At 39.3% G+C, this 23,705-nt stretch carries 22 protein-coding genes and 2 tRNA genes; 6 read left to right on the top strand and 18 right to left on the bottom strand.

Annotated elements, in window-relative coordinates; translation table 11 throughout:
• Window positions 1-16 precede the first annotated feature (16 nt).
• From aroB to ACG9ZL_RS00535, 7 genes are read right to left on the bottom strand one after another with little or no spacing between them, the layout of a single operon-like run.
• A complete protein-coding gene (aroB, locus tag ACG9ZL_RS00565) occupies window positions 17-1,096 on the bottom strand; it encodes a 3-dehydroquinate synthase (RefSeq protein ID WP_336953696.1) in 1,080 nt (359 codons plus the stop codon).
• A 36-nt stretch (window positions 1,097-1,132) separates the two neighbouring features.
• The gene (gene aroK, locus ACG9ZL_RS00560; protein WP_004725433.1) at window positions 1,133-1,675 is read right to left on the bottom strand and encodes a shikimate kinase AroK; all 543 of its coding nucleotides are present in this window, start codon (window positions 1,673-1,675) and stop codon (window positions 1,133-1,135) included.
• Window positions 1,676-1,711: 36 nt separating this feature from the next.
• The gene (locus tag ACG9ZL_RS00555; protein ID WP_419358722.1) at window positions 1,712-3,913 is read right to left on the bottom strand and encodes a type IV pilus secretin PilQ; all 2,202 of its coding nucleotides are present in this window, start codon (window positions 3,911-3,913) and stop codon (window positions 1,712-1,714) included.
• Between the two features lie 21 nt (window positions 3,914-3,934).
• Complete coding sequence (locus ACG9ZL_RS00550; RefSeq protein WP_419327977.1) at window positions 3,935-4,465, bottom strand: pilus assembly protein PilP; 531 nt, start codon at window positions 4,463-4,465, stop codon at window positions 3,935-3,937.
• The gene (locus tag ACG9ZL_RS00545) at window positions 4,462-5,211 is read right to left on the bottom strand and encodes a type IV pilus inner membrane component PilO (protein ID WP_336953693.1); all 750 of its coding nucleotides are present in this window, start codon (window positions 5,209-5,211) and stop codon (window positions 4,462-4,464) included. The genes ACG9ZL_RS00550 and ACG9ZL_RS00545 overlap by 4 nt, the downstream gene beginning before the upstream one ends.
• Window positions 5,208-5,849 carry a PilN domain-containing protein gene (locus tag ACG9ZL_RS00540; protein ID WP_336953692.1) on the bottom strand — a complete coding sequence of 214 codons (642 nt, stop codon included), beginning with the start codon at window positions 5,847-5,849 and terminating at the stop codon, window positions 5,208-5,210. The genes ACG9ZL_RS00545 and ACG9ZL_RS00540 overlap by 4 nt, the downstream gene beginning before the upstream one ends.
• Window positions 5,849-6,907 (bottom strand): pilus assembly protein PilM, encoded by a 1,059-nt coding sequence (locus tag ACG9ZL_RS00535; protein ID WP_336953691.1) that lies wholly within the window; start codon window positions 6,905-6,907, stop codon window positions 5,849-5,851. Before ACG9ZL_RS00535 ends, ACG9ZL_RS00540 begins: the two co-directional genes overlap by 1 nt.
• A gap of 163 nt (window positions 6,908-7,070) precedes the next feature.
• On the opposite strand from ACG9ZL_RS00535, the gene ponA reads away from it, so the two are divergent.
• Window positions 7,071-9,614: a penicillin-binding protein PBP1a gene (ponA, locus tag ACG9ZL_RS00530; RefSeq protein WP_336953690.1), complete on the top strand. Its 2,544-nt coding sequence runs from the start codon at window positions 7,071-7,073 to the stop codon at window positions 9,612-9,614.
• Window positions 9,615-9,674: 60 nt separating this feature from the next.
• On the opposite strand, the gene ACG9ZL_RS00525 is transcribed toward ponA, so the two are convergent.
• The 11 genes from ACG9ZL_RS00525 to ACG9ZL_RS00475 form a co-directional block, all read right to left on the bottom strand.
• Window positions 9,675-10,478: a putative RNA methyltransferase gene (locus tag ACG9ZL_RS00525; protein WP_419358720.1), complete on the bottom strand. Its 804-nt coding sequence runs from the start codon at window positions 10,476-10,478 to the stop codon at window positions 9,675-9,677.
• Between the two features lie 72 nt (window positions 10,479-10,550).
• Window positions 10,551-11,669, bottom strand: a complete 1,119-nt coding sequence (gene mraY, locus ACG9ZL_RS00520; protein WP_004725416.1) for a phospho-N-acetylmuramoyl-pentapeptide-transferase — start codon at window positions 11,667-11,669, stop codon at window positions 10,551-10,553.
• Window positions 11,669-13,078, bottom strand: a complete 1,410-nt coding sequence (locus ACG9ZL_RS00515) for a UDP-N-acetylmuramoyl-tripeptide--D-alanyl-D-alanine ligase (RefSeq protein ID WP_419358718.1) — start codon at window positions 13,076-13,078, stop codon at window positions 11,669-11,671. The genes mraY and ACG9ZL_RS00515 overlap by 1 nt, the downstream gene beginning before the upstream one ends.
• A 9-nt stretch (window positions 13,079-13,087) precedes the next feature.
• Window positions 13,088-14,584 carry a UDP-N-acetylmuramoyl-L-alanyl-D-glutamate--2,6-diaminopimelate ligase gene (locus ACG9ZL_RS00510; RefSeq protein ID WP_419358881.1) on the bottom strand — a complete coding sequence of 499 codons (1,497 nt, stop codon included), beginning with the start codon at window positions 14,582-14,584 and terminating at the stop codon, window positions 13,088-13,090.
• Window positions 14,585-14,591: 7 nt separating this feature from the next.
• Window positions 14,592-16,427 carry a penicillin-binding protein PBP3 gene (ftsI, locus tag ACG9ZL_RS00505; protein ID WP_336953687.1) on the bottom strand — a complete coding sequence of 612 codons (1,836 nt, stop codon included), beginning with the start codon at window positions 16,425-16,427 and terminating at the stop codon, window positions 14,592-14,594.
• A gap of 9 nt (window positions 16,428-16,436) precedes the next feature.
• On the bottom strand, window positions 16,437-16,769 hold the full coding sequence (gene ftsL, locus ACG9ZL_RS00500) for a cell division protein FtsL (protein WP_336953686.1): 333 nt from the start codon (window positions 16,767-16,769) through the stop codon (window positions 16,437-16,439).
• Window positions 16,766-17,692 (bottom strand): 16S rRNA (cytosine(1402)-N(4))-methyltransferase RsmH, encoded by a 927-nt coding sequence (gene rsmH, locus ACG9ZL_RS00495; protein ID WP_419358717.1) that lies wholly within the window; start codon window positions 17,690-17,692, stop codon window positions 16,766-16,768. Before rsmH ends, ftsL begins: the two co-directional genes overlap by 4 nt.
• A 173-nt stretch (window positions 17,693-17,865) precedes the next feature.
• Window positions 17,866-18,069, bottom strand: a complete 204-nt coding sequence (locus ACG9ZL_RS00490) for an N-acetyltransferase (RefSeq protein ID WP_336953684.1) — start codon at window positions 18,067-18,069, stop codon at window positions 17,866-17,868.
• A 69-nt stretch (window positions 18,070-18,138) separates the two neighbouring features.
• Window positions 18,139-18,300 (bottom strand): hypothetical protein, encoded by a 162-nt coding sequence (locus ACG9ZL_RS00485; protein WP_336953683.1) that lies wholly within the window; start codon window positions 18,298-18,300, stop codon window positions 18,139-18,141.
• A gap of 100 nt (window positions 18,301-18,400) precedes the next feature.
• The gene (locus ACG9ZL_RS00480; RefSeq protein WP_419358715.1) at window positions 18,401-19,417 is read right to left on the bottom strand and encodes a sulfate ABC transporter substrate-binding protein; all 1,017 of its coding nucleotides are present in this window, start codon (window positions 19,415-19,417) and stop codon (window positions 18,401-18,403) included.
• A 244-nt stretch (window positions 19,418-19,661) separates the two neighbouring features.
• Window positions 19,662-20,654, bottom strand: coding sequence for a sulfate ABC transporter substrate-binding protein (locus ACG9ZL_RS00475; RefSeq protein WP_336953681.1), 993 nt, complete (start codon window positions 20,652-20,654; stop codon window positions 19,662-19,664).
• A 363-nt stretch (window positions 20,655-21,017) separates the two neighbouring features.
• Here ACG9ZL_RS00475 and ACG9ZL_RS00470 point away from each other — a divergent pair, with 363 nt between their 5' ends.
• From ACG9ZL_RS00470 to ACG9ZL_RS00450, 5 genes are all read left to right on the top strand, one after another.
• On the top strand, window positions 21,018-21,329 hold the full coding sequence (locus tag ACG9ZL_RS00470) for a hypothetical protein (RefSeq protein WP_004725398.1): 312 nt from the start codon (window positions 21,018-21,020) through the stop codon (window positions 21,327-21,329).
• A 138-nt stretch (window positions 21,330-21,467) separates the two neighbouring features.
• Window positions 21,468-22,976 (top strand): glutamate--tRNA ligase, encoded by a 1,509-nt coding sequence (gltX, locus tag ACG9ZL_RS00465; RefSeq protein ID WP_419358713.1) that lies wholly within the window; start codon window positions 21,468-21,470, stop codon window positions 22,974-22,976.
• Window positions 22,977-23,034: 58 nt separating this feature from the next.
• Window positions 23,035-23,110, top strand: a tRNA-Ala gene (locus ACG9ZL_RS00460).
• Between the two features lie 26 nt (window positions 23,111-23,136).
• A tRNA-Glu gene (locus tag ACG9ZL_RS00455) sits at window positions 23,137-23,212 on the top strand.
• 151 nt (window positions 23,213-23,363) lie between these two features.
• Entirely contained in the window at window positions 23,364-23,705 is a 342-nt protein-coding gene (locus ACG9ZL_RS00450) for a hypothetical protein (protein WP_419327981.1), read from the top strand.

Here is a 23,705-nt window from a genome sequence, read left to right as displayed (position 1 = left end):
TTGGAACTAACCTTTTCTATATCTGATTCGCGAGAATCGCTTGTTTCATCAACTCGACATCAAAATCTTTGGTTATGATGGCTTGTCCGAGTTGTTTTATCAATATTAAACGAAGTTGACCATTTAATACTTTTTTATCATGTGACATATATGCCAAAAATTCATCAAGCGGAATTTTAGGACATGCTACAGGTAATTGGGCACGTTGTATGATTTTTTTTGTACGTTCCAGATCATCGTGTGAAATCCACCCCATACGATAAGATAAATCAGCAGCCATCACCATACCCGTTGCAATCGCTTCTCCATGCAACCAAACTCCATAGCCTAGATACGATTCAATAGCATGCCCAAAAGTATGACCTAAATTCAATAAAGCGCGTTCGCCTTGTTCTTTCTCATCATTAGCCACAATTCTTGCTTTATGTGCACAAGAACGATAAACCGCTTCAGCCAAGAATTCTGGATCTTGGGCAATCAGCCCATCCATATGATCTTCTAACCATGTTAAAAATTCTAAATCACCCAATAGCGCATATTTAATCACCTCTGCCAAACCAGCTGAAAGCTCACGTTCAGGCAGTGTTCTGAGTTGTGCCATATCAGCCAAAACCACTTGAGGTTGCTGAAATGCACCAATCATATTCTTACCTAATGGGTGATTAATTCCTGTTTTTCCACCAACACTCGAATCAACTTGAGATAATAATGTGGTCGGAACTTGAATAAAATATACGCCTCGCTGGAAACAAGCTGATGCAAAACCTGCCATGTCACCAATCACTCCACCACCTAGAGCTAAAACCGTACAATCACGATTAAAACCAGCTTGAAGCAAAGCATCAAAAATCAAATTGAGGTGCTGAATATCTTTATATTTTTCACCATCAGGCAAAACACATGTTGTAACCTGCTTACCCAGTTGTTGAATTGCATCAACATAGTGCGATAAATATAAGGGCTGAACTGTGGTATTTGTAACAATCATAACTTGATGTCCCTTAATATAAGGTTCAAGCAATTCTTGCGGATTCAAATGACTACCAATAAAAATTGGATAACGACGTTCACCCAGTTCAACATGTAAAGTTTGCATGATTCTGCCAAATAACAATGAATGATAATTTACTGACTAAATAATTTCTTTTGAAACGATTAACTGCAATATTCTCAGCGCTAAATCTCGCGCAGCTCCCTGATTCGTTTCAATAATATAATGCGCGACATCTCTATACAGTGGATCTCGTGCTTTAAGTAGATCCTTTAACTTTTGCTCAGGATTCTCAACTTGTAATAAGGGGCGATTTTTATCTCGATGCGTACGTAATAATTGGATTTCTACAGGCGTATATAAATAAATCACAATACCTCTATGTTTGAGATATTCCCGATTCATGGCTTGAGTCACTGCACCGCCACCTGTTGCAACCACTAAGTTTTTTTTTGATGTGAGTTCATCAATCACGATAGTTTCTCTTGTACGGAAACCTTGTTCGCCTTCTTTTTCAAAAATCCAAGGAATAGATGCCCCAGTTTTTCTTTCTATTTCATGATCGCTGTCTAAAAACTCACGACTTAACAGTTCCGCTAGATGCCGACCAACTGTTGTTTTTCCTGCTCCCATGGGCCCTACCAAATAAATATTCGGTAGGGTTTCCAACTCTTTGCTTGGCAAGGAGTCACCTATTGAATTGCTTTCATTGAAAGTATATTAATGATTTCTCGTACGACTGTCATTAACAATTCTTGGTGTCACAAAGATTAGTAATTCTCGTTTATTATCAGACTTAACATCTTTTCTAAATAATCGACCAAGATATGGAATATCTCCTAAAAATGGAACTTTGGTTTGGCTATTTTTAGTTTCTTGTTCAAAAATCCCCCCTAGCACCACTGTTTCGCCATTATCAACCAATACATTGGTATTAATTTCATTTTTATTAATTGCAACATTTCCATTTACTACTTGACCTGCTGAATCGCTTGTGACGTTGAGCTGCATTTGGATTTTTCCATCCGGGGTAATACTCGGTGTCACATCTAGACTTAACAAAGCATCTTTAAATTCAGTCGTTGCAACTGCACTCCCCCCTGCTGTTTGAGTTGATTGATACGGAATTTGTTGACCAGATGCCACTTTGGCCTTTTGTTTATCCGCAGTCATTACTTTTGGCGTTGAAATCACTTCACCATAACCATCAGCCTGTAATGCTGATAACTCTAGATCCAACATAAAATCAGAAAGACTAATTAGACCAAATGCAATTTTACTTGCACCGGGAGTCGTCACGCCAAGATCTACATTTAAATTATCAGGGCGTGTAATAGTATATTTGCCATTACTATCTGGGGTTTTTAAATCCCAAAGTGTTTGATCACTTCCCCCAACAAGTAAGTCATTATTCTTGGTAACCCCTTGAGATAAAATCCCCCACTTTACCCCCATTTCTTTAGTAAAATCTGTTGTTGCCCGAACAATTCGCGCTTCAACCATGACTTGTTTTACGGAAATATCTAGTAAATCAACCATTTTACGGATTTGGTCAATTTTTACGGCTGTATCTGTAATAATCAGTGTATTTGTCCTAGCATCTACAGTAACCGTACCTCGAGGACTTAATAAACTTCCTACATTATTTCCATATGGATCTAAATTATTTAAATCCAAACTATTAGAACTATTTGTATTTGAATTATTTGTATTTTTAGAATTTTTACCTTCTGTGATTAATTTCTCGATATCCGTAGCTTTAGCATAATTCAACTGAATATATTCAGTTTGGATTGGTGCTAATTTAACACTTTGAGCTAAAGCCTTTGCTTCATCTTCTTCTGCCTTAATTAGCTCAGTTACAGGTGCAATCCAAATTACGCTGCCATTGCGACGCTTATCCAAGTTTTTTGTTTTCAAAATGATATCTAAGGCCTGATCCCAAGGTACGTCTTTTAGACGCAAAGTAATATTACCTTGAACTGAATCTGCTGCCACCATATTGATACTAGTAAAATCAGCAAGTAGCTGTAGAACACGTCGTACTTCTATATCTTGAAAATCAAGCGAGATTTTCTTACCCGTATAAGACTGACTTGAATTTGGACGATTTGTTTTGCTTTCTGCGGGACGCTTTAAACTCACTGTCAATTTGTTTTCAGCTTGGAAAGCCATATATTCATAGCTACCACTTGATTGAATGGTAATGACGCCATTTGAACCGTCATTATAAGCATCTACAGAAGAAACTGGCGTTGCAAAATCATTCACATTTAAACGACGGATTAAATGCGCTGGGATTTTATTTCCCAAAGTTCGAATAACAACTTTACTGCCTTGTTGTTGTACATCTACAGGCGTATTTGCACCTGAGAGATTCACAATAACCTGTCCTTCTCCAGAAGCCCCACGCTGAAAACCGATATCTGCAATGCCTTGATTTTGCTTATTCAGCGAAGATGCAGCATAAGTGGGTAATGCAGTCGCTTGATTAGCATTATTATTAATTTTTAAAATAAAAGTATTCCCTTCAACACGCGTTGTAAAAGAACCACTATTTTTTAAATTTACGGTTAAGCGTGAACGTTGATCATCGGCCGCAACATCCACCGTAGACGCTTCTTCACTTGCCACAGCAATGGATGATTGATTGATCGTTTGCTTCGCCTGATCAAAGTCCAAAATCAGTCGAGATGGATTGTCCAATTGATAGGCTTGAGGCTGTGGAGGTAAACCATTAAACATGACACGAATTTCTGTACCTTGCCCTGGTATTTTCATTGGTACAATATTGGTCATAGTTGTTTGCGCTATTACAACCTGCATAATCGCAATTGACACTGCCGCCATAGTAAATTGACGAAGTTGACTATTCATAAACTTACCATCCCCGTTAAAGATATTTTTCAAACTCTTTTTCATTTTTATTCCTTTATTCCGTTTTTAATCTATTGGACCGATTAGAACTAGACTTCGTGGTCTTTCTATATAACCGTCTCGACCATCTGGAACAATTTCCAATAAATCAATACGGGTAGGCGTAATTTCAATAATTCGCCCCTGATTCATCCCCATGTAATTCCCACGTTGTACCCGCTCAACCTCGCCATCAGGTGTTTTAATCAAACCCACTGTCTGCCCAACTGTTCCTTTCATACTTCCTTTTAGTGTTAATGACTCTAAAGGATAACTTTCAAGTGGTTGTGGCTGTCTTGAAAAATTAGGGTAGACTTGCTTACCTGACATAACTTTCAACTCATTTGCCAATGAGTTCGGTAAAAATGGGCTACGTAATTGTTGAGCTGAATAATTAAAACTTGGTACCGGATTAAATACTGGCGCAGGCTCAATCGGTAATGGTTGCTGATTTCGAATATTTGCCATCTCTTGATTTACGGCATCAATTCGAGAATCACACCCCACCAACAGCACCGCACATGAGATTCCACAAACTATTTTAATGAGCTGCTTCATTGTGGCTTCCCTCCTTGCTGAGGTGTCGTTGTCTTCTGTGCAACAGCATTCGAAGATTTATTTGTTTTCTGCTCATCGGCTCCAATATAACGATACGTTTTTGCTTTAATGGTATAGTCAATCACCGGCACATCAGATTTATTATCTTGACTTGGTGTTCCTGTAATTGTGAAATCATGCAAAGTCACAATACGAGGTAATGCCGCCAGACTACTTACAAAACTGCCAAATGAATGATAATCCCCTGTTGCATCAATCGAAATCGGCTGCTCAATAAAGAACTCCTGCTTCACTTCTGGTTCTAATTTGATATTTTTAAATTTCAAACCAGAACTCACCCCTGTCACGTTAATATCTTCAACCAGACTTGGAATTTCAGTTTCTTTGGGAAGCTGTTCTAATTGCTGATTGAAGTTCGCTTCCATTTGTTGTAATTGCGCTTGATATTGCTGCAAATTTCGTAATTTGGAATCTTTTTCTTTAAACTCATTTAATAAGTTTTGTTCAACTGTACGTGCTTGGTCAATTGCCTCTAATTTAGGTCTAATTGCTAAAAAATAACCAATTGCACAAACCAAGAAAAATAAGAAGACCCAACATGTTACTTTAACGGATAAGGGCCAAGTTCCATAGTTATTCATATCCAAAGTATTGAATTGTTGTAAAAATTTCTCAAAAGTCATCTTGTTCTTTTTTGGAGCATCATTTACAGATGAATCTAATTGCTCAAAATCTTCTCGACTCATTTTGCCCCCCCAGCAGCTGGAACTTGTTCAGCTTTAGTTGTATCTGCATCTGTAGTTGCAGCTATTTCACCGATATCTACAGTCACAACAAAACTTCCATATGATTCTTCCACACGAGGAATAACCGAAGTTTGCCCTTTATTTTTATTTTCATCTGCGGCTAAGAACGAGTTCATAAACGCATTTCGATACCATTCAGAAGCTTCTAAGCCACGTAGCAATTCAGCAACTGTGTTTGGGCTCTCTGCTTTTCCTTCAATCGTAAACTTATCACCTACACGACTAAATTTTGTGATGTACATTTGTGCAGGAACAATACGGACTAATTCATCAACTAAGCGAACAATCACAGGACGCTGACCCTGTAAGCCTTGAATAAGTTTCATACGCTCAATAATTGCATTACGGCGCTCTTGCAAACCATCTAAAGTTTTGAGTTGCGTATCTAAATTTTGATTGGTACTGGTCACCAATTGATTAGCCTGCTCTTGATCTTGTAACTTATGATCAAAATAGAACCATGCCAATAACACGGAAACTAAACCAATCAGTGCAACCCCAACACATATCGCAACAAATTGCTTTTTCTTCTGTTCTCTTAGCTCATCACGCCAAGGGAGTAAGTTAATCTTTGCCATTAATCAAAACTCCTTAACGCCAAACCACACGCAACCATTAGAGAAGGTGCATCATTTTCTATTTTTCTTAAGTCAATTTGTGGTGAAAATCCCATCTGCAAGAAAGGATTTGCAATCGTGACGCGATAGCCTAGTTTTTGTTGTAATAATTTTGCCAAACCAGGAATATTAGCATTCCCACCAGCCAGTAAAATATGATCAATCTCATTAAACTGAGAAGATGAAAAGAAAAACTGTAATGAACGAGCAGCTTGTTGTACAACTGCTTCTAAAAACGGCATTAAAACTTCTGTTTCAAAATCATCAGGTAAAGTCCGATCTTTTTTGGCACGACCAGCTTCGTCATAAGACAAACCATAACGGTTCTGTACATCTTGAGTCAGCTGCTTGCCACCAAAAACTTGTTCTCGGGTATAAATGATCTTGCCATTTTGCATCACAGACAAAGTCGTCATGGTATGACCAATATCTAGAATACCCACAAGATTTACACCAATTGGCAAGGTATCAGAAAAGACATCAAAAGCACGCTCAATTGCATAGCTTTCTACATCTGCGATTTTGGGTGACAAGCCTGCGATTTCTAAAACTTCAACACGAGAATCGATATTTTCTGCACGTGTTGCAACGAGTAATACATTGACTCGATTTGGATTTGCTAGCTTATCTTTTAAAACTTCAAAATCTAAACTGACTTCATCTAATGGAAAAGGAATATATTGTTCAGCATCCATTCGGATCTGAACTTCTCTCTCCTCATCCGACATATCTGCATCCATTTCAATGATTTTGTGAATCACCATAGAAGTAGGTACAGCAACCGCGACATTTTGTGATTGAGGATTGGCAATATTGACTGCCCTTTCCAACGCATCAGCCACTGCTTCAGGATTAAGAATGTTTTTTTCAACAACACTCCCATCCAGCAGAGGGCTTAACCCATAACTTTCAACCCAGTAACGACCGTTCTTAACAGAGAGCTCTAAAATCTTTACAGTAGTAGAACTAATATCTACTCCTATTAACCCCTTATTTGGCTTACGATATAGTCTAAGCACGATTGAATTCCTATTATTTTTTTATCCCCAATAAATAACACAAACTGACTGCATTTGGTCTTAATTTTTTACAGATACAATATCCCATCTAACAATCCGTCACATGAGAAGCTATACTGAACGCAATTAGTTTGCCATTAGCTATTATTAAAACTTACTTGTTATGAAAAAGCTATCTTGTTCAGGTTATATTCATCCCTTTTTTTTGCTGATTATCATTATTTTAGTCGCAATTCCGATGGGCTTTTATGGAATGTATCTATATATCGCGCCATCACTACCAGAAATGAGCTCTTTAAAAAAGGCGCCATTGCTTAAACCTTTGCAAGTTTATTCAGCAGATAATCAGCTGATCGCTGAATATGGTGGCAAGCTTTCGGTCCCTGTTGAGTACAATCAGATCCCTCCTCATTTTATTCACGCCTTCCTTGCTGCCGAAGACTCTTCTTTCTTCGAACATAGCGGGATTAGCTTTAAAGGCTTAGGTCGAGCAGTGAGTGAAAGTGTAACTGGGTCAAATGTACAAACAGGTGGCTCAACAATTACCATGCAGGTTGCTAAAAATTATTATTTATCACCTGAACGGACGCTAAAACGCAAACTTACAGAAGTATTTTTGGCACGTAAAATAGAACAAAATCTATCGAAAGAAGAAATTTTGTCTTTATATGTCAATAAAATCTTTTTAGGTAAAAATGCGTATGGTATTGCTGCTGCTGCAAAAATTTACTATGACAAAAGTTTAGATCAACTCAGTGTTGCTCAAATGGCCATGATTGCAGGTCTACCTAAAGCACCGTCAAAATATAATCCTGTGGTCAATCCTGAACGTGCATTAGAACGTCGTAACTGGATTCTAGGTCGTATGTTACAACTCGGCTATCTCAAACAAGTAGAATATGAAAAAGCCGTAGCTGAACCAATTAATTTGAGTATGCCTGATCGAGGCCTAAGTAATCGATTTCCCTATGTAGGAGAAATGGTTCGGTCAGAACTGGTAGAAAAATTTGGCGATCAAGCAATTGATTCAGGTTATAAAGTTTATACAACTGTAAACAGCCAACGCCAACAATATGCGGAAGATGCTGTACAAAAAGGCTTGGAAGATTATGATCGGCGTCATGGATGGCGCGGTGCTGAAGCTCATGACAAACCGTTAAAAGAATTTATTCCTTATGCCAATACCTACCCTGCTGAAGTCATCAAAGTAGGCAGCAATAGTTTTGATGCCAAAATGCAAGATGGTTCAACAGTAACAGTACCTTGGTCTGGTATGTCTTGGGCAAGAAAATATATCAATGCCAATGCAGTGGGTGGAGCACCAAGCCGTGCTTCACAGATTGTAAACGTCAAAGATATTATTCGTTTACGTCCCAATGATAGTAAAACAGCGTGGTCATTGGTTCAAACGCCGAAAGCACAGGGTCAACTCATCGCTATCAACCCGAACGATGGTTCAATTGAAGCTGTGGTGGGTGGATACAACTTTTACCAATCTAAATTTAACCGCGCAATACAAGGCTGGCGTCAACCTGGTTCAACCATTAAGCCATTCGTATATGCCCTTGCACTTGAACGCGGGATGACCCCTTATACCATGGTGAACGATAGCCCAATTACGATTGGTCGTTGGTCACCGAGAAACTCAGATGGTCGTTATTTGGGTATGATTCCTTTACGACGTGCGTTGTACTTATCTCGTAATACAGTATCTGTACGTTTATTACAAAGCGTCGGTGTAGAACGTGCTCGTCAATTATTGATGGATTTTGGCCTACAAGAAGATCAAATTCCACGAAACTTCACCATCGCTCTTGGTACTCCGCAAGTACTTCCTGTTCAAATGGCTACAGGATATGCCGCAATTGCCAATGGTGGATATCGGATTCAACCACATTTCATCAGTCGTATTGAAGATGCTTATGGAAAAACCATTTACGAAGCAGCGCCTGAATATGCGTGTATTCCATGTATCAATCAAAAAGAAACTGTTGCAGATGCAGAAGCAATCACTCCTGATGATGAAGTTATTAAAGGTGCAAACCTTACAGTAGATGAGACTCAACCCCCACTAAGTAAGGAAGAGCAAAGTAAATATCGCCAAGCGCAACGGATTTTAAAATCACAATCTGCTTTTGATATGGCAAATATTCTTCGTGATGTCATTGTGCATGGTACAGGTCGTGCAGCGCTTAAAATTGGTCGCGATGACATTGGCGGTAAAACGGGTACAACCAATGATGCTAAAGATGCTTGGTTTGCTGGCTTCAACGGCAAATTAGTCGCGATTGCTTGGGTTGGTTTTGACCAACCTTCAACACTTGGTCGTCGTGAGTTCGGTGGGATCGCAGCACTTCCAGTCTGGACTGGCTTTATGGGTAAAGCCTTAAAAGACACGCCATCTGCTTGGGTACATTTTGATAAAAATGCCAAAGCACCAATTTCTCGTGAAGAACGCAACCAAACACAAGTTGAAGGCGCTACTCAAAACGAAGGCTATGGTTCATCACCACCTTTAGCCCGTCCAATCTTCAAACCTGCACCTGTTACACCATCACGTAATTCATCAAATGACTTTGAAGACCTACCTGATGAGGGTTCAGATCAACCGCTAAAACCGAACAAAGTAGCCCCTCCTGCAATGAATCAAGGGAGTGCGAAACGAGAAAGCGATTCTCTTGAAAACTTGATTAATGAAGTTCAATAATTAGCTTTTCAAATAAAAAATGCCATCAATTGATGGCATTTTTTATGGCTAAGATTTCTGTTATTTTTTTTGAAAAATATAAATTTGGAATGCAGCTTTTAATGTGGTTTTAATGTGTACCTCTAAAGCCAAACGCTTTTCAGGTTTTGCTTTATAAGCATAGGGGGTCATCGCAATCAAGTTTTTTAATTGTGCTTGATCCAACTCAAACGTTGTTTCAACAATAGGCTGCTCAATTAACTCAAAAGAGGATTGTAATTGCTCTACAAATTTTTGTGGTTCATGCACTTTAACTTCATCAAACAAACCCTCACGCATTGCATATAAATGCTCAGGAGCAGGTGTCACCACCATCAAATAAGCCTTAGGCTTAAGAACTCTGAGTATTTCTTCTTCAGGGATCGGACTAAATAAGCTGGTACACAAATCAATAGAATGATCCAATACAGGTAAGGTTGCACCTGTACCCACAATCCATGTCACGTCTTTATTGAGTTTTGCAGCAACTTGAACCGCATTTTTTGCAATATCAACACCAATACATTGCATCACTTCTTGCTGCATAGCATCGGTATAGTAGCCCTCACCACAACCGATATCCAGTAGGTTTTCAACACGCAACCCACGAATTTTCTCAACAACGGCTTGTTGTAAAGGTGCATAAAATCCACCACTTAAAAATCCACGTCGTGCTTGTACAGATTCAGGCGTATCTCCAGGATTTTTACTATGCTTATGTTGTACTACATGTAAATTTACATAGCCTTGTTTTGCTACATCATAACTATGATTGTTTACACAGCGCCAAGTCCGATCCGATAGGCTCAATACCTCACGACATACGGGGCACATCAACAAATTCATTGCATTCTCCAAAAAGATATTTTTTGGCCATAAAAAAGCCGGCAAATGCCGACTTTTTCAAATCACTCTGGCTTAACGTAATTTTAATGTCATTAGACCCAAAACTACCAGCATAATTGTGATAATCCAAAAACGAATCACCACTTGAGTCTCACGCCAGCCTTTTTTCTCATAATGATGATGTAACGGCGCCATAAGAAATACACGCTTATTCCGCATACGCAACGATCCGATTTGCAAGAATACGGAGATTGCTTCTACAACAAATACACCACCCATAATAGCAAAGACGATTTCTTGACGAACCATTACCGCGATTGTACCTAACATTGCCCCCAATGATAACGCCCCTACATCCCCCATAAAGACTTGGGCAGGATGCGCGTTGTACCAAAGAAATGCTAAACCAGCCCCAATCATTGCAGCACAAATAATCACCAGCTCAGACGTATATTTTACATAAGGAATATGTAAATAATTGGCAAAGCGGATATCACCTGCCAAATATGCAAAAACACCTAAACCTGCAGCAACCAAGACAATCGGCATAATCGCTAAGCCATCTAAGCCATCTGTCAAATTTACTGCATTTGATCCACCATTAATCACCAGATAGGTAAAAATAATAAATCCAATACCCAACGGAATGGACGACAATGGAATGCTCAGATTTTTAAAAAATGGAATCAATAAATCCAACATATTCGCAGTATGTACAGGACTGTCTTGCTGAGTGGCGATTATATACAAAGCAATACCCGCACCTAAAGAACCAACTGAAGTCCAAAAGAACTTCTTCTTAGCAGGTAAGCCCGCATTGTCTTTATAGCGTACTTTAATCCAATCATCCGCCCATCCTACAGCACCAAAGATCACCATAACAGCCAAGACAATCCATACATAAGGATTGGATAAATCTGCCCACAGTAAAGTACTAATCCCAATTGAAAGCAGAATTAAGATCCCACCCATAGTGGGCGTACCCATTTTTTTGGCATGATTTTCAGGTGCATATGAACTAACCGCCTGACCATATTTGAGCGCTTGTAATTTACGGATCATTACTGGTCCCAAGGCCCAACCAATCGCAAGTGCAGTGAGTACACTGAGCAATGCTCGTAACGATAAGTATCGAACAACTTGGAACGCGTTTTCATAACCCGCCAAGTGTTGAAATAACCAATACAGCATTAAACTTTCTCCATCAAATCAGCCATCAACGTTTCCATATGGGTATAGCGAGAACCTTTAAACAAGAAACTCATGGACTGTGGTTGATGTGTTGCAATTAAACTTAACAATAAAGGTAAAGCTTGTTCTTGGTTAAGAAAAGCTTGTAATTTTTTACCATATTGAGTACTTCGCGCACCTTCTTGTGTGGCAGGCGCAAACTCCCCTACCGCGACAACAAAGTCGATCCCATCCACTGAAACCAGATCACGACCCAACATATAGTGTTGCTGAGCAGCAGTATCGCCCAGTTCGCCAATATCGCCAATCACCATCACTTTGATCCCTTGCTGTTGCGCAAGTACTTCAGCTGCTGCACGCATTGAAGTCGGATTGGCATTATAGGTATCATCAATAAATAAGTGCTTGCGCTTATGAATAAAATTCAAACGCCCTTTTGCACCTTGTGCCGACTCCAAGCCAATCACAATATCGTCTAACTCAACACCAATCGCCAAAGCAAATACTGTCGCTGCTTCTGCATTATGAACATTATGTTCGCCTGCAAAAGGCAGATTGACCGTTCTTACACCTTGAGGCGTATTAAGTGTAAAGATTGTAGACTGTGCGTGTAACTGAACATCCGTCGCAAAGACTTCGCCACCCTGACCAAAACTTAACACTTGCTCAGTATGTACCACTTGGCGAATCGTATTCGTAAAATCATCCTGAGCAGGAACAATTGCTATTCCAGCTGGATCAATATGACGGTAAATTTCAGATTTAGCACGGCAAATTCCATCACGTCCACCAAATTCGCCTAAATGTGCAGTTCCAATATTTAGAATACCAGCAACATGTGGCTGTACAAGATTTGAGGTGTAATCAATTTCACCTTGATGGCTTGCACCAAGTTCCATCACCGCATATTGATGCTCTGAACGTAGCTCCAATAACATCATTGGCACACCAAGATCATTATTTAAATTGCCACGTGTAATCAAGGTCGGGGCTAAACGTGAAAGAATACTCCCCAACATCTCTTTGGTGGTGGTCTTACCACTACTACCTGTAAGTGCAATCACTTTTAATTGTGGATGTTGAGCCCGACGATACGCGCCTAAATGCCCCAATGCCAAACGAGTATCCGCCACGACAAGTTGGCAGATATTTGCTTCAATTGGATGGCTAACAATGGCAATTTGGCAGCCATTCGCAGCCACTTGGGCAACAAAATCATGTGCATCAAAACGCTCACCTTTGAGCGCCAAAAAAGCATCACCTAATTCAGCATGACGTGAATCAGTCAAAATACGTTTAATTTCACCTTGTGGTGCTTGATCTAAATACCAATAACCTTGAGTTGCTTCAGCAAGTTGTGCTGCTGACCATGGCTCCAAAGGCACAGTACTGGTGGTAGAGGTGTGCATCTCTTAGTCCTAATGAGCTGGATAAGCTGAATTGGGTTTATTGTGTTGTGTATCTATTGCCGATTGCACTTCAACGATATCGTCAAACCAATGACGGACACCATCAATTTCTTGATAATTTTCATGCCCTTTTCCGGCAATCACAACAATATCACCTGATTGTGCACGCTTTACTGCATATTTGATTGCTTCACGGCGATCACGGATTTCGTGAACCTCATGCTGGCTAAAATCAATTTCATGCTTCATATCGGCAAAAATTTGCTCAGGATTTTCTGTACGCGGATTATCTGATGTGATGATCACAGGATTGGCTTGTTCCAAAGCTGCTTTGGTCATCAATGGGCGTTTACCGCGATCTCGATCGCCACCACAACCAAAGACAGCCCAAAGCTGATTTTCAACATGACGTTTTAAGGTTTTTAAAACCTGAGTTAAAGCGTCTGGTGTATGTGCATAATCCACCACAAACAGACGATCTTGATCACGAATCACTTGCATACGTCCAGGTGCACCTTTTAGGTTAGGTACAACTGCGATAAGTTGCTTTAAATCAAAACCTGCTTGCTCAGCAACAATTAAACTGGCCACCAAATTTTCAATATTAAAATGCCCAAGTAATGGGCTATTCACAGTAAATTCAGCTTTGGCTGTTTTTAGATGGAATGTTGCTCCATCTAGGCTATATTTAATCCCAAATACTTGGTAATCAGCCGCTTTAGAGGTTGAATAGGTCAATACTTTTGGATGTGACAGATTGCTACTTGCCGCATTCATCATTAGATCTGCATGCGCATCGTCTATATTAATTACCGCAACTTTTAGCGTAGCAAATTTAAACAGTAACGCTTTTGCTTCAGCATAGGCTTCAAGCGTCCCGTGATAATCCAAGTGATCTCGACTCAGATTACTATATGCAGCAATCTCAATATCACAACCATTTAAACGACCTTGTGCCAAACCATGTGAACTTGCCTCAATAGAAGCGAATTCAGCACCTTGCATAGAAAATTCATGCAAAAGACTTTGCAAATGTAAAGCATCTAAAGTGGTATGTGAAGACGCTTCTAGGTTTGGCAAAATCCCATTACCTGTGGTTCCCATTACTGCACATTTTTTCTTTTGCAATGCCAGTAATTCAGCAACGAGGCGTGAAATCGTAGTTTTACCATTGGTTCCTGTGACTGCAAGAATTCGCGCAGCTTTTACAGGGGATGTTGCTTGTAAATATTGTTTTTGCCATTGACCCATTAACTGACGAACATCTGGGCAGATCAATGCAGATTCAAAACCTAAATCTGTTTCACTAATAATCGCCAATGCGCCTTTGTCTAAAGCAATTTGAGCGAATTGTGCTGTTTTTTCTGGTTGCGAATAACTGGTTAAAGCAATAAAAATTTGTCCTTGTTGTACATAACGACTATCTAGAGAAAAGCCATTAAATGACTCAGACATCCACGTCTTTGTATTATCAACTTTATAAATATCTTGAAAATTAATCATTATGGTTTACCTATGGCTTGGCCTTAGCCGTTTCAAGAGGTTTATCTAAAGGCACATTCATTAAACGTAAAGATTCTTGCATAATTCGAGCAAATACTGGGGCTGCAACCAAACCACCATAATATTGTCCCCGCGGATTTTCGACTACAACAATAACGGCTAAACGAGGATCGCTAATCGGTGCCACACCAGCAAATAAAGCACGGTATTCAGTATTCGAATAGCCTCTGTGGTCAGGACGCAACTTATGTGCTGTACCTGTTTTACCACCCACGCGATAACCAGGAATATTGGCTTGTTTTGCAGTACCACCGGGCATCGTGACTTGCTCTAACATCAACAAAACTTCATCAGCAATTTTAGGAGCTAAAACCTGTTTACCTTTGGGCTGATCATTTAATTTATAGAGACTTAAAGGATATTCCACACCATGATTGGCCAACATTGCATAGCCTTGCGCCAACTGTAAAATAGTAGCATTTAAACCATAACCATAGGCCATTGTGCCAATTTGTGAAGAATTTAACTTTTCAGGTGGAAGTACTAAACCTCCACTCTCACCTGGGAATTTAACTGCAGAACGCTGACCAAAACCCACTTTTCTAAAGAAACTTGGTAAAGTTTCTTTTGGTAAAGACAAGGCAATCTTTGCCGATCCCACGTTCGAAGATTTGATAATCACACCAGTGACGGTCAACGAACCATAATTATGCGTATCACGAATAGTATGGGAGCCTAAACGCATCGAACCAGGACTAGTACTAACCACAGAGTTAGGCGTATATTTGCCACTTTCTAAGCCTGCGGCAATAGTAAAAGGTTTCATGGTTGAACCAGGTTCAAACATGTCAATTGCACCACGGTTCCGCATAGCATCTTTATTACTTAAGCCATTTTTATCATTGGGATTATAAGAAGGCCAACTCGCCATAGCCAGAATTTCGCCCGTTTTTACATCCACAGCAATTGCAGAAGCGGAACGTGCATTATTGGCAACACCCACCGCAGTCAACTCACGATACATAATATATTGCAAACGTGAATCGATACTTAAGGTGATGTTCTCCCCTGCTTTAACTTCTTTCACCACTTCAGGCGTGGTAATACGGTTACCATGTTTATCACGAGAAATCTTTTGCTCACCATCTTCACCCGCCAGACGTGTGTTCAATTGCATCTCTAAACCCTCAATCCCAGTTCCTTCACTATTGGTGAGACCAATAATTTGCGCATTGGGTTGTGGCTGAGGATAGTAACGTTTGTAGGTTTTCTCTGCATAAACACCAGCAAATTTATGCTGTGTAATAAAATCAGCCTGAGGTGGTGGAACTTCTTTTTTGAGTACCAAATAACGAGAACGAGGACGTTCACTTAATCGCTTTTTTAAATCTGCGCGATCAAGACCAACTGCATCTGCTAACTCATCTAGATTTAAATTTTCATCAGGCAGTTGACGTTTAAGCTTGCGACTATTGGGTGTTTTTTGTAATTCAGCCGTAATAGTATCAAACTGTTTTTTAGTCTCAAAATACTCCCGTGGATCAATCACTACTTTCATGATTGGGGAACTGATTGCCAGAGGCACGCCATGACGATCACTAATCACACCACGCATGGCTTTTAATGTTTCAGAACGTAGGATATTGGCATTGGCTTTATTTTGTAAAAAGTCTTTGTTAATCACTTGCACATAAAATGCGCGACCGACCAAACCCACAAAACATAAAAGAACCACGCCCCACATTAAATAGAAACGCCACATATCTATCGATACAGTACTTTTCTGGGTAATTGAAGGCTGCTTTTTACGCGGCTGCCGGGTTGGTTTAGTTTGCTTATCTGCCATACAGATGCCTTACTTCTTCTGCTCTGATTCAGTTGGTAATGAAATGACAACTGTTTGCGCAGCTGGCGGTGAATACATTCTCAATTGTGTCACTGCACGCGTTCCAATTTGTGCAGTTGCACCAAATGTTTGTTGTTCAATGAGCAAACGTCCCCATTCTGCATTGATATCTTCACGTTCACGCATGTAGCTATTTAGATCACGAAAATCATGACGATAGGCAAAGACTTGCAACACCACCATAAAGGCACTGATCAACACAGCAGCAACCAATACACCATAAACAATAGTTTTTTTAATGGCCAGCTTATGACTTGATTCTTCTATAATTTCTTGTTTCATTCTGCGCCTTTTTGTTCTAAGCGTTCTGCAACTCGAAGCCATGCACTACGTGAACGAGGATTGGCTTTGACTTCTTCCTCGCTGGCACGAATTCTGTCTACTTTTTTCAGTCGACGAGTATCTTGTACTTTTTGAGGTAATCCCCAACCATTATCTTCTGGCAACGTTGATTCTTTTTGAATAAATTGTTTAATAATCCGGTCTTCAAGTGAGTGGAAACTAATGACAGCCAAACGTGCATTTGATTTTAACAAATCTACGGCTTGAGGTAAAAAGGTATGTACGTCATCGAGTTCTTTATTAATTTCAATACGAATAGCTTGGAACGTCCGTGTCGCAGCATGTTTATTCTTTTCCCACTTTGGATGCGCAACTTTAACAATTTCCGCTAATTTTCCAGTGGTTTCGATATAACCTGCTTGCTTAATCGCACGTGCAATACGACGACTATAACGTTCCTCACCATATTGAAAAATCACATTGGCCAAATGTTCTTCATCGACATCCAGTAGCCATTCTGCGGCTGTTTGTCCTTGAGAATTATCCATACGCATATCAAGTGGTCCATCTTTCATAAAACTAAAACCACGATCTGCTTGATCTAGCTGTGGTGATGATACCCCTAAATCTGCCATAACCCCATCGACTTGATAAATATCCAATTGATTTAATTCTTGTTGTAAATCTGCAAAACTGGCATGAATAATTTTAAAACGAGGATCTTCTTTTTCTAACTGATATGCTACTTCTAACGCTTGTGGATCTTTATCAAAAGCATAAACTTTTGAATGTTCATCTAATTTAGATAACAATAAACGCGTGTGTCCACCACGTCCAAATGTCCCATCCACGTAAATTCCTGTATTGCGATCTGCAAGTAAAGCATCGACAGTTTCATGTAGTAATACAGAAATATGAGACATAATTATGGTTTCAGTTTAAGCAAAAAAAGTAACTGCACATTATTACCTTGTTTTGCCAAAGCTCCAAACGACTTTTTGTAGGGAAATATTACTTTTTATAGAGAAAACCGTTTTAAAGTGCATTTTATAAAAGTTCAGTACAAAAAATGGCTCATTCATTCTGCTACAAAGCGTTATTGTGTCTTGACCATTTTCACATCACCCTTGTCAAAATACTCTGAAACACGCCAATCCTGTCGGAGATAAAATTCAAAAGTACGACTTTTTTGATCAGTTTCTAAGCAAATTTCGTGAAAAGATTCAAATAATAAATCTTCTGATTTTTTCAAAAGCGCAGTTTCGACACCTTTGGCTTCAAAATCGGGCTGGACAAACATGGCAAATACACTGCTCTCAGTTAAATCTGCGATCGAAAAACCACACGCTTGATGCTGTAGCTCTGTAAGCTAGACAGTCGAAGTATTTTGAATCAAATCTAATATTACCAACTCAGTGATACCCAGTTCAGTCAGTTGTTGTTTTGACAAATGGTTGTCTTTGACTGACGTTCGTATATCAAAAATAATCTCAATATCATCTTCAGTTGCGAGCCTTAGTACAATATCCATAGTTAAATTGATTACTCAGTTTAATATTAGTCTAAATGATTCATAACAGAATGAAAAAACCTCCTAAAAAGGAGGTTGATTCAATCAAAATAGTTGATGTTTAGCGCTTGCTATTATAAATCTGATCAAAAACACCGCCATTGGCAAAGTGAGTTTGTTGCGCTTTTGCCCAACCACCAAAGACTTCATCAATCGTAAAAGTTTTCAGTTCAGGGAATTGATTGGAATATTTAGCTAAGATTTTTGCATTGCGCGGGCGATAGAAATGGCGTGCTGCCATATCTTGACCTATTGGAGAATACAAATAGTTAATATAACCCGTTGCTAACCATTTATTGCCATTCTTCTCTACTGTTTTATCAACAATTGCCACTGATGGTTCAGTCAAAATTGACATCGAGGGGTAGACAATATCAAACTTATTGCCAGATGCTTTCTTACTCACCATGGCTTCATTTTCCCACGTCAGTAAAACATCACCAATCCCACGTTCAGCAAATGTGGTCATCGATGCACGTGCAGCTGGATCCATAACTTTTACGTTATGGTACATCTTAGAAACAAAATCACGTGCTTTAGCATCATTACCACCTGGTTGTTTAAGTGCATAGCCCCAAGCTGAGAGATAGATCCAGCGAGGTAAACCACCTGTTTTAGGGTTAGGCGTAATGATTTGTACCCCAGGTCTGGTCAAATCTATCCAATCCTTGATGCCTTTGGGATTACCTTTGCGTACCAAAAACACAACGGTAGACGTATACGGTGCTGAGTTATTTGGAAATTCTTTTTCCCATCCTGGGTTAATTTGACCTGATTTCACAATTTCGTTGATATCATTGGCCAAAGCTAAGGTCACCACATCACCTTTTAAGCCATCAACCACGGCACGCGCTTGTTTTCCCGAACCACCATGCGATTGTTTAAAATCAACAGTCTTACCTGTACGAGATTTCCAGTAAGCACCAAATGATTTATTAAACTCATCATAAAACTCACGCGTTGCATCATAAGACACATTTAAAAATTCACGGTCAGCAGCATAACTTGCTGTCGTTGCAACAGTTAATCCCGTCACCATAACCACAGCACTCATCAGTGCTTTAAAATTAGTTTTCATATTATGAGTGCTAACATCGCTAAAATTATTCTAAATATATGAAATAAGCGAATAAACTTCAATCAAAAAGCGAAATACCCGCAAACTTAGAACAGATTAAAAATCCATCTATGGTTTTAATTGATGAAAGCGCTCAACATCACTGTGGCTTATATTTTGTCTGTTTTATTTGTTTTATCACAAATATTTCAAGCTAAAAAAGCCCCCCTTTGATCAAAGAGGACTTGTTTGTATTTGATTCAAATTACTTTTCAGCCGTAAATTGATCGTAAATCCCCCCATTGGCAAAATGGGTTTTTTGCGCTTTTGCCCAGCCGCCAAAAACTTGATCTATGGTAAAGAGTTTAATTTTTGGAAATTTTGCCGAATATTTGCCCGCAGCTTTGGCATTACGCGGACGGAAATTATATTTTGCTGCCAAGTCCTGCCCTACTGGTGAATAAAGATAATTTAAATAGCCTTTTGCTAAATTACGATTGCCATCTTTATCAACCACTTTATCGACGATTGCGACTGAAGGCTCGGCTAGAATTGAAATCGATGGATAAATAATTTGATATTTATCTTTATCTGGACCAGACGTCGCCAAAATTGCTTCATTTTCCCAAGACAACAAAACATCGCCAATACCACGATCCGCAAATGTTGTGAGCGAGCCACGAGCGCCTGAATCTAACACTTTGACATTTTTATATATTTGTTTGACTAATTCACGCGCTTTTGCATCATTACCACCCGGTTGTTTTAGTGCGTAACCCCATGCTGATAAATAAATCCAGCGTGGTGCACCGCCTGTTTTAGGGTTTGGTGTAATAATTTCAACTCCTGGTTTTACCAGATCATTCCAATCCTTAATTGCTTTCGGATTGCCCTTACGCACTAAAAAAACAACAGTAGATGTGTAGGGTGCAGAATTATTCGGAAATTCTTTTTGCCAGCCTTTTTCAATCAAACCTGCATTGACAATTTCATCAATATCATTAGCCAAAGCCAGTGTCACCACATCTGCTTGCAAACCATCTACTACTGAACGTGCTTGCTTGCCAGAACCACCATGAGACTGTTTAAATTCAATATCTTGGCCTGTTTTTGATTTCCAAAATTGACCAAAACTTTTGTTATATTCTTGATAAAATTCTCGGGTAGGATCGTAGGATACATTTAAAAATTCTTTCGCTGCATAAGTATTCCCTGTGACGATTAAACTGATCGCACTTAAAAGCAGTAGTTTTTTCATTTCTTTCTCAGTTTCTAATGATTTAGAAGCACTATATTTTTATTATTTTGATTTAACAATCAATTACTTATAAATATTTAAACTAACTTATTCATAATTTAATATATCTAAAAATGTGTATTACTCATGTAAATTATTTAGTATGTTTTTTACACAAATTAACCTAAACTTGAATTCTTCACGATTCATCCACATTTATATGTTATCAATTAAAATATTACATTTCGTTTCAATGATTGTTTTTTAAACATTTTTTGTGTAGTATTATTAAAAAATGTGACGTAGTTATGCTTTTTGTAAGTTGTTTTGCTACAATAAACATGTTCAAGAACAAAAATTTGACCATCAAGGGGAGCCGATGGAATGAATGATTCTTATTTAAAGATCTTGGGCTTAAGTCTAGGACTCGCAGTGATGGCACAGACAGGCCATACTGCTGCAATTAAAGATACAACCAAGCCAATACAATCATTAATTGTTGTGGTAGACAAACAATCACCGATTGAAAAAGCGCTTAATCAGCAAAAGCGTGGCGAGAATAAATTGATCTCAGATAAAGATCAGCTTAAAGTTTTAACCTCAATTAAAACTACAGCCTCACAAAACTTTTTAGCTGAACAACATCAGAAATTCTCCTGTTTTGTACAAGCTTTATTCCAACCACATACTTTGTAAAAATTTGATTTAGAAAAATAAATTCTACGCTCCTCAAAAGAATTTAGAAGCCCAATCGTTTATTGGTGAATTAACCCTTAAGCAGTTGGGCTTTTTCGTTATAATAGTTTCAATTTACATTCTGAATAATATTTAGTTATGAAAGTCCGTACTCGTATCGCACCCTCTCCAACTGGTTTTCCACATGTGGGCACTGCCTATATTGCCTTGTTTAACTTATGTTTTGCACAACAACATGGTGGCGAATTTATTCTTCGTATTGAAGATACCGACCAACTCCGTTCAACACCTGAATCTGAAAAAATGATTTTAGATTCACTGCGTTGGTTAGGTTTAAACTGGTCAGAAGGGCCTGATATCGGCGGACCTCATGCTCCTTATCGCCAATCTGAGCGAATGGGAATCTATAAACAATATGCATTAGAACTTGTTGAAAAAGGGCATGCCTTTTACTGTTTCGCAACAGCGGAAGAGCTTGATCAAATGCGTGCTGAACAACAAGCCCGTGGTGAAACCCCTGGTTATGACGGTCGTGGCTTAAAGCTTTCTCCAGAAGAGGTACAACAGCGTTTGGCTGCGGGTGAAGCCCATGTGATCCGTATGAAAGTCCCTGAAGAAGGCGTTTGCCAATTCAATGACTTACTTCGTGGTGAAGTGGAGATTCCTTGGGCGCAAGTCGACATGCAAATTCTACTCAAAACAGATGGTTTGCCAACTTATCATTTAGCCAATGTAGTCGATGACCATTTAATGGAAATCACCCATGTGATTCGTGGTGAAGAATGGATTCCATCTGCACCAAAACACCAGTTGCTCTACCAATATTTTGGTTGGGACATGCCAACGTTGTGCCATATGCCATTGTTGCGTAACCCAGACAAGTCAAAATTGTCTAAACGTAAAAATCCAACCTCAATCAACTACTACAAAGACATCGGTGTGCTACCTGAAGCCTTACTGAACTATTTAGGCCGTATGGGTTGGTCAATGCCAGATGAAAGAGAGAAATTCTCTTTGGCTGAAATGATTGAACACTTTGATATCCAGCGTGTGTCTTTGGGTGGTCCAATTTTTGATGTTGAAAAATTAAACTGGCTAAATGGACAATGGATTAAGGCACTCAGCCCTGCTGAACTGTTAAATACACTTCTGACGTGGAAATCTGATCGCCAAACGCTAGAAGATATTGCTGCTGCCATTCAGCCACGTATTAACTTACTGTCTGAAGCGGTAAATTGGGCTGGTTTTTACTTCAACCAATTCCCAACATTGACCAAAGAACAATTTGACAGCAAAAAGCTGACTGAAGAACAAGTTCGTCAAAGTTTACAATTTGCAATTTGGCGTTTAGAAAGCTTATTTACATGGAACAACGATACTGTGAGCCAAACCTTGATGGATTTGGCGAATCAAATGGAAATCAAACTCCGTGATTTCATGCCAGCATTCTTTATCGCAATTGCAGGTTCAACATCATCTACTCCTGTGATGCAATCGATGGTCACCATTGGCCCTGATTTAACCTTTGCCCGTTTACGTCATGCACTTGAAATCGTGGGCGGTCCGAGCAAAAAAGAAGCAAAAGTTTGGGAAAAACTGAACGAAAGCATCAAATTGCCGAAAAATGATGCAGTTGATGAAGCTTAATTAAATTTTCTGTTGACGTGTGAGTGCAATATCCCTAATATTGCGCTCACACAGACTGGGGGTTATAGCTCAGTTGGTAGAGCGCTACAATGGCATTGTAGAGGTCAGGAGTTCGATCCTCCTTGACTCCACCAAAAGTTTTACCTGTGTTGCCTCACTTGTCCCTATCGTCTAGAGGCCTAGGACATCGCCCTTTCACGGCGGTAACCGGGGTTCGAATCCCCGTAGGGACGCCATATTCAAGATGGCGACATCTTTGTAAAAAACCCAAGCATAGTGACTTGGGTTTTTTATTGTCTAAATTTTGATTTAAGCTGCAATTCAGTCTTTTTTGCATTCTAAAATAGAACGATTAGAATATGCTTAGATTATAAATGTGGAGCCACCATGCAATACCAATGCCCAAAGTGCCAAAGTCGAAAAATCTTGCCTGTTACCCACGGGAATACACCTGCTGTACGTCCTGTTGTTCCAAAAAGCTTGGTATTTTTGATTCCGTTACTTTTTATTTTGTTGTTATTGGTTGTCATTAGTATTGTGATGTGGATTTTCAGCAACGGCGCAGGTCAAACATTGCAAATTGCAACCGTCGTGATCTTCATTGCAGCTGTGATTGCAGGGGTAATGTTTTGGCGTGATCTGCCCGATTTTAAAATATCAATGCAATCATTTATGCAAGCCAATAAAAGCTGGAAGTGCCGTGACTGCAATCATGAGTGGCAAATCTAA

The organism is Acinetobacter legionensis, from assembly GCF_048551735.1.
Classification (GTDB): Bacteria; Pseudomonadota; Gammaproteobacteria; order Pseudomonadales; family Moraxellaceae; genus Acinetobacter.
This window is presented reverse-complemented; position numbering and strand designations above follow the sequence as displayed.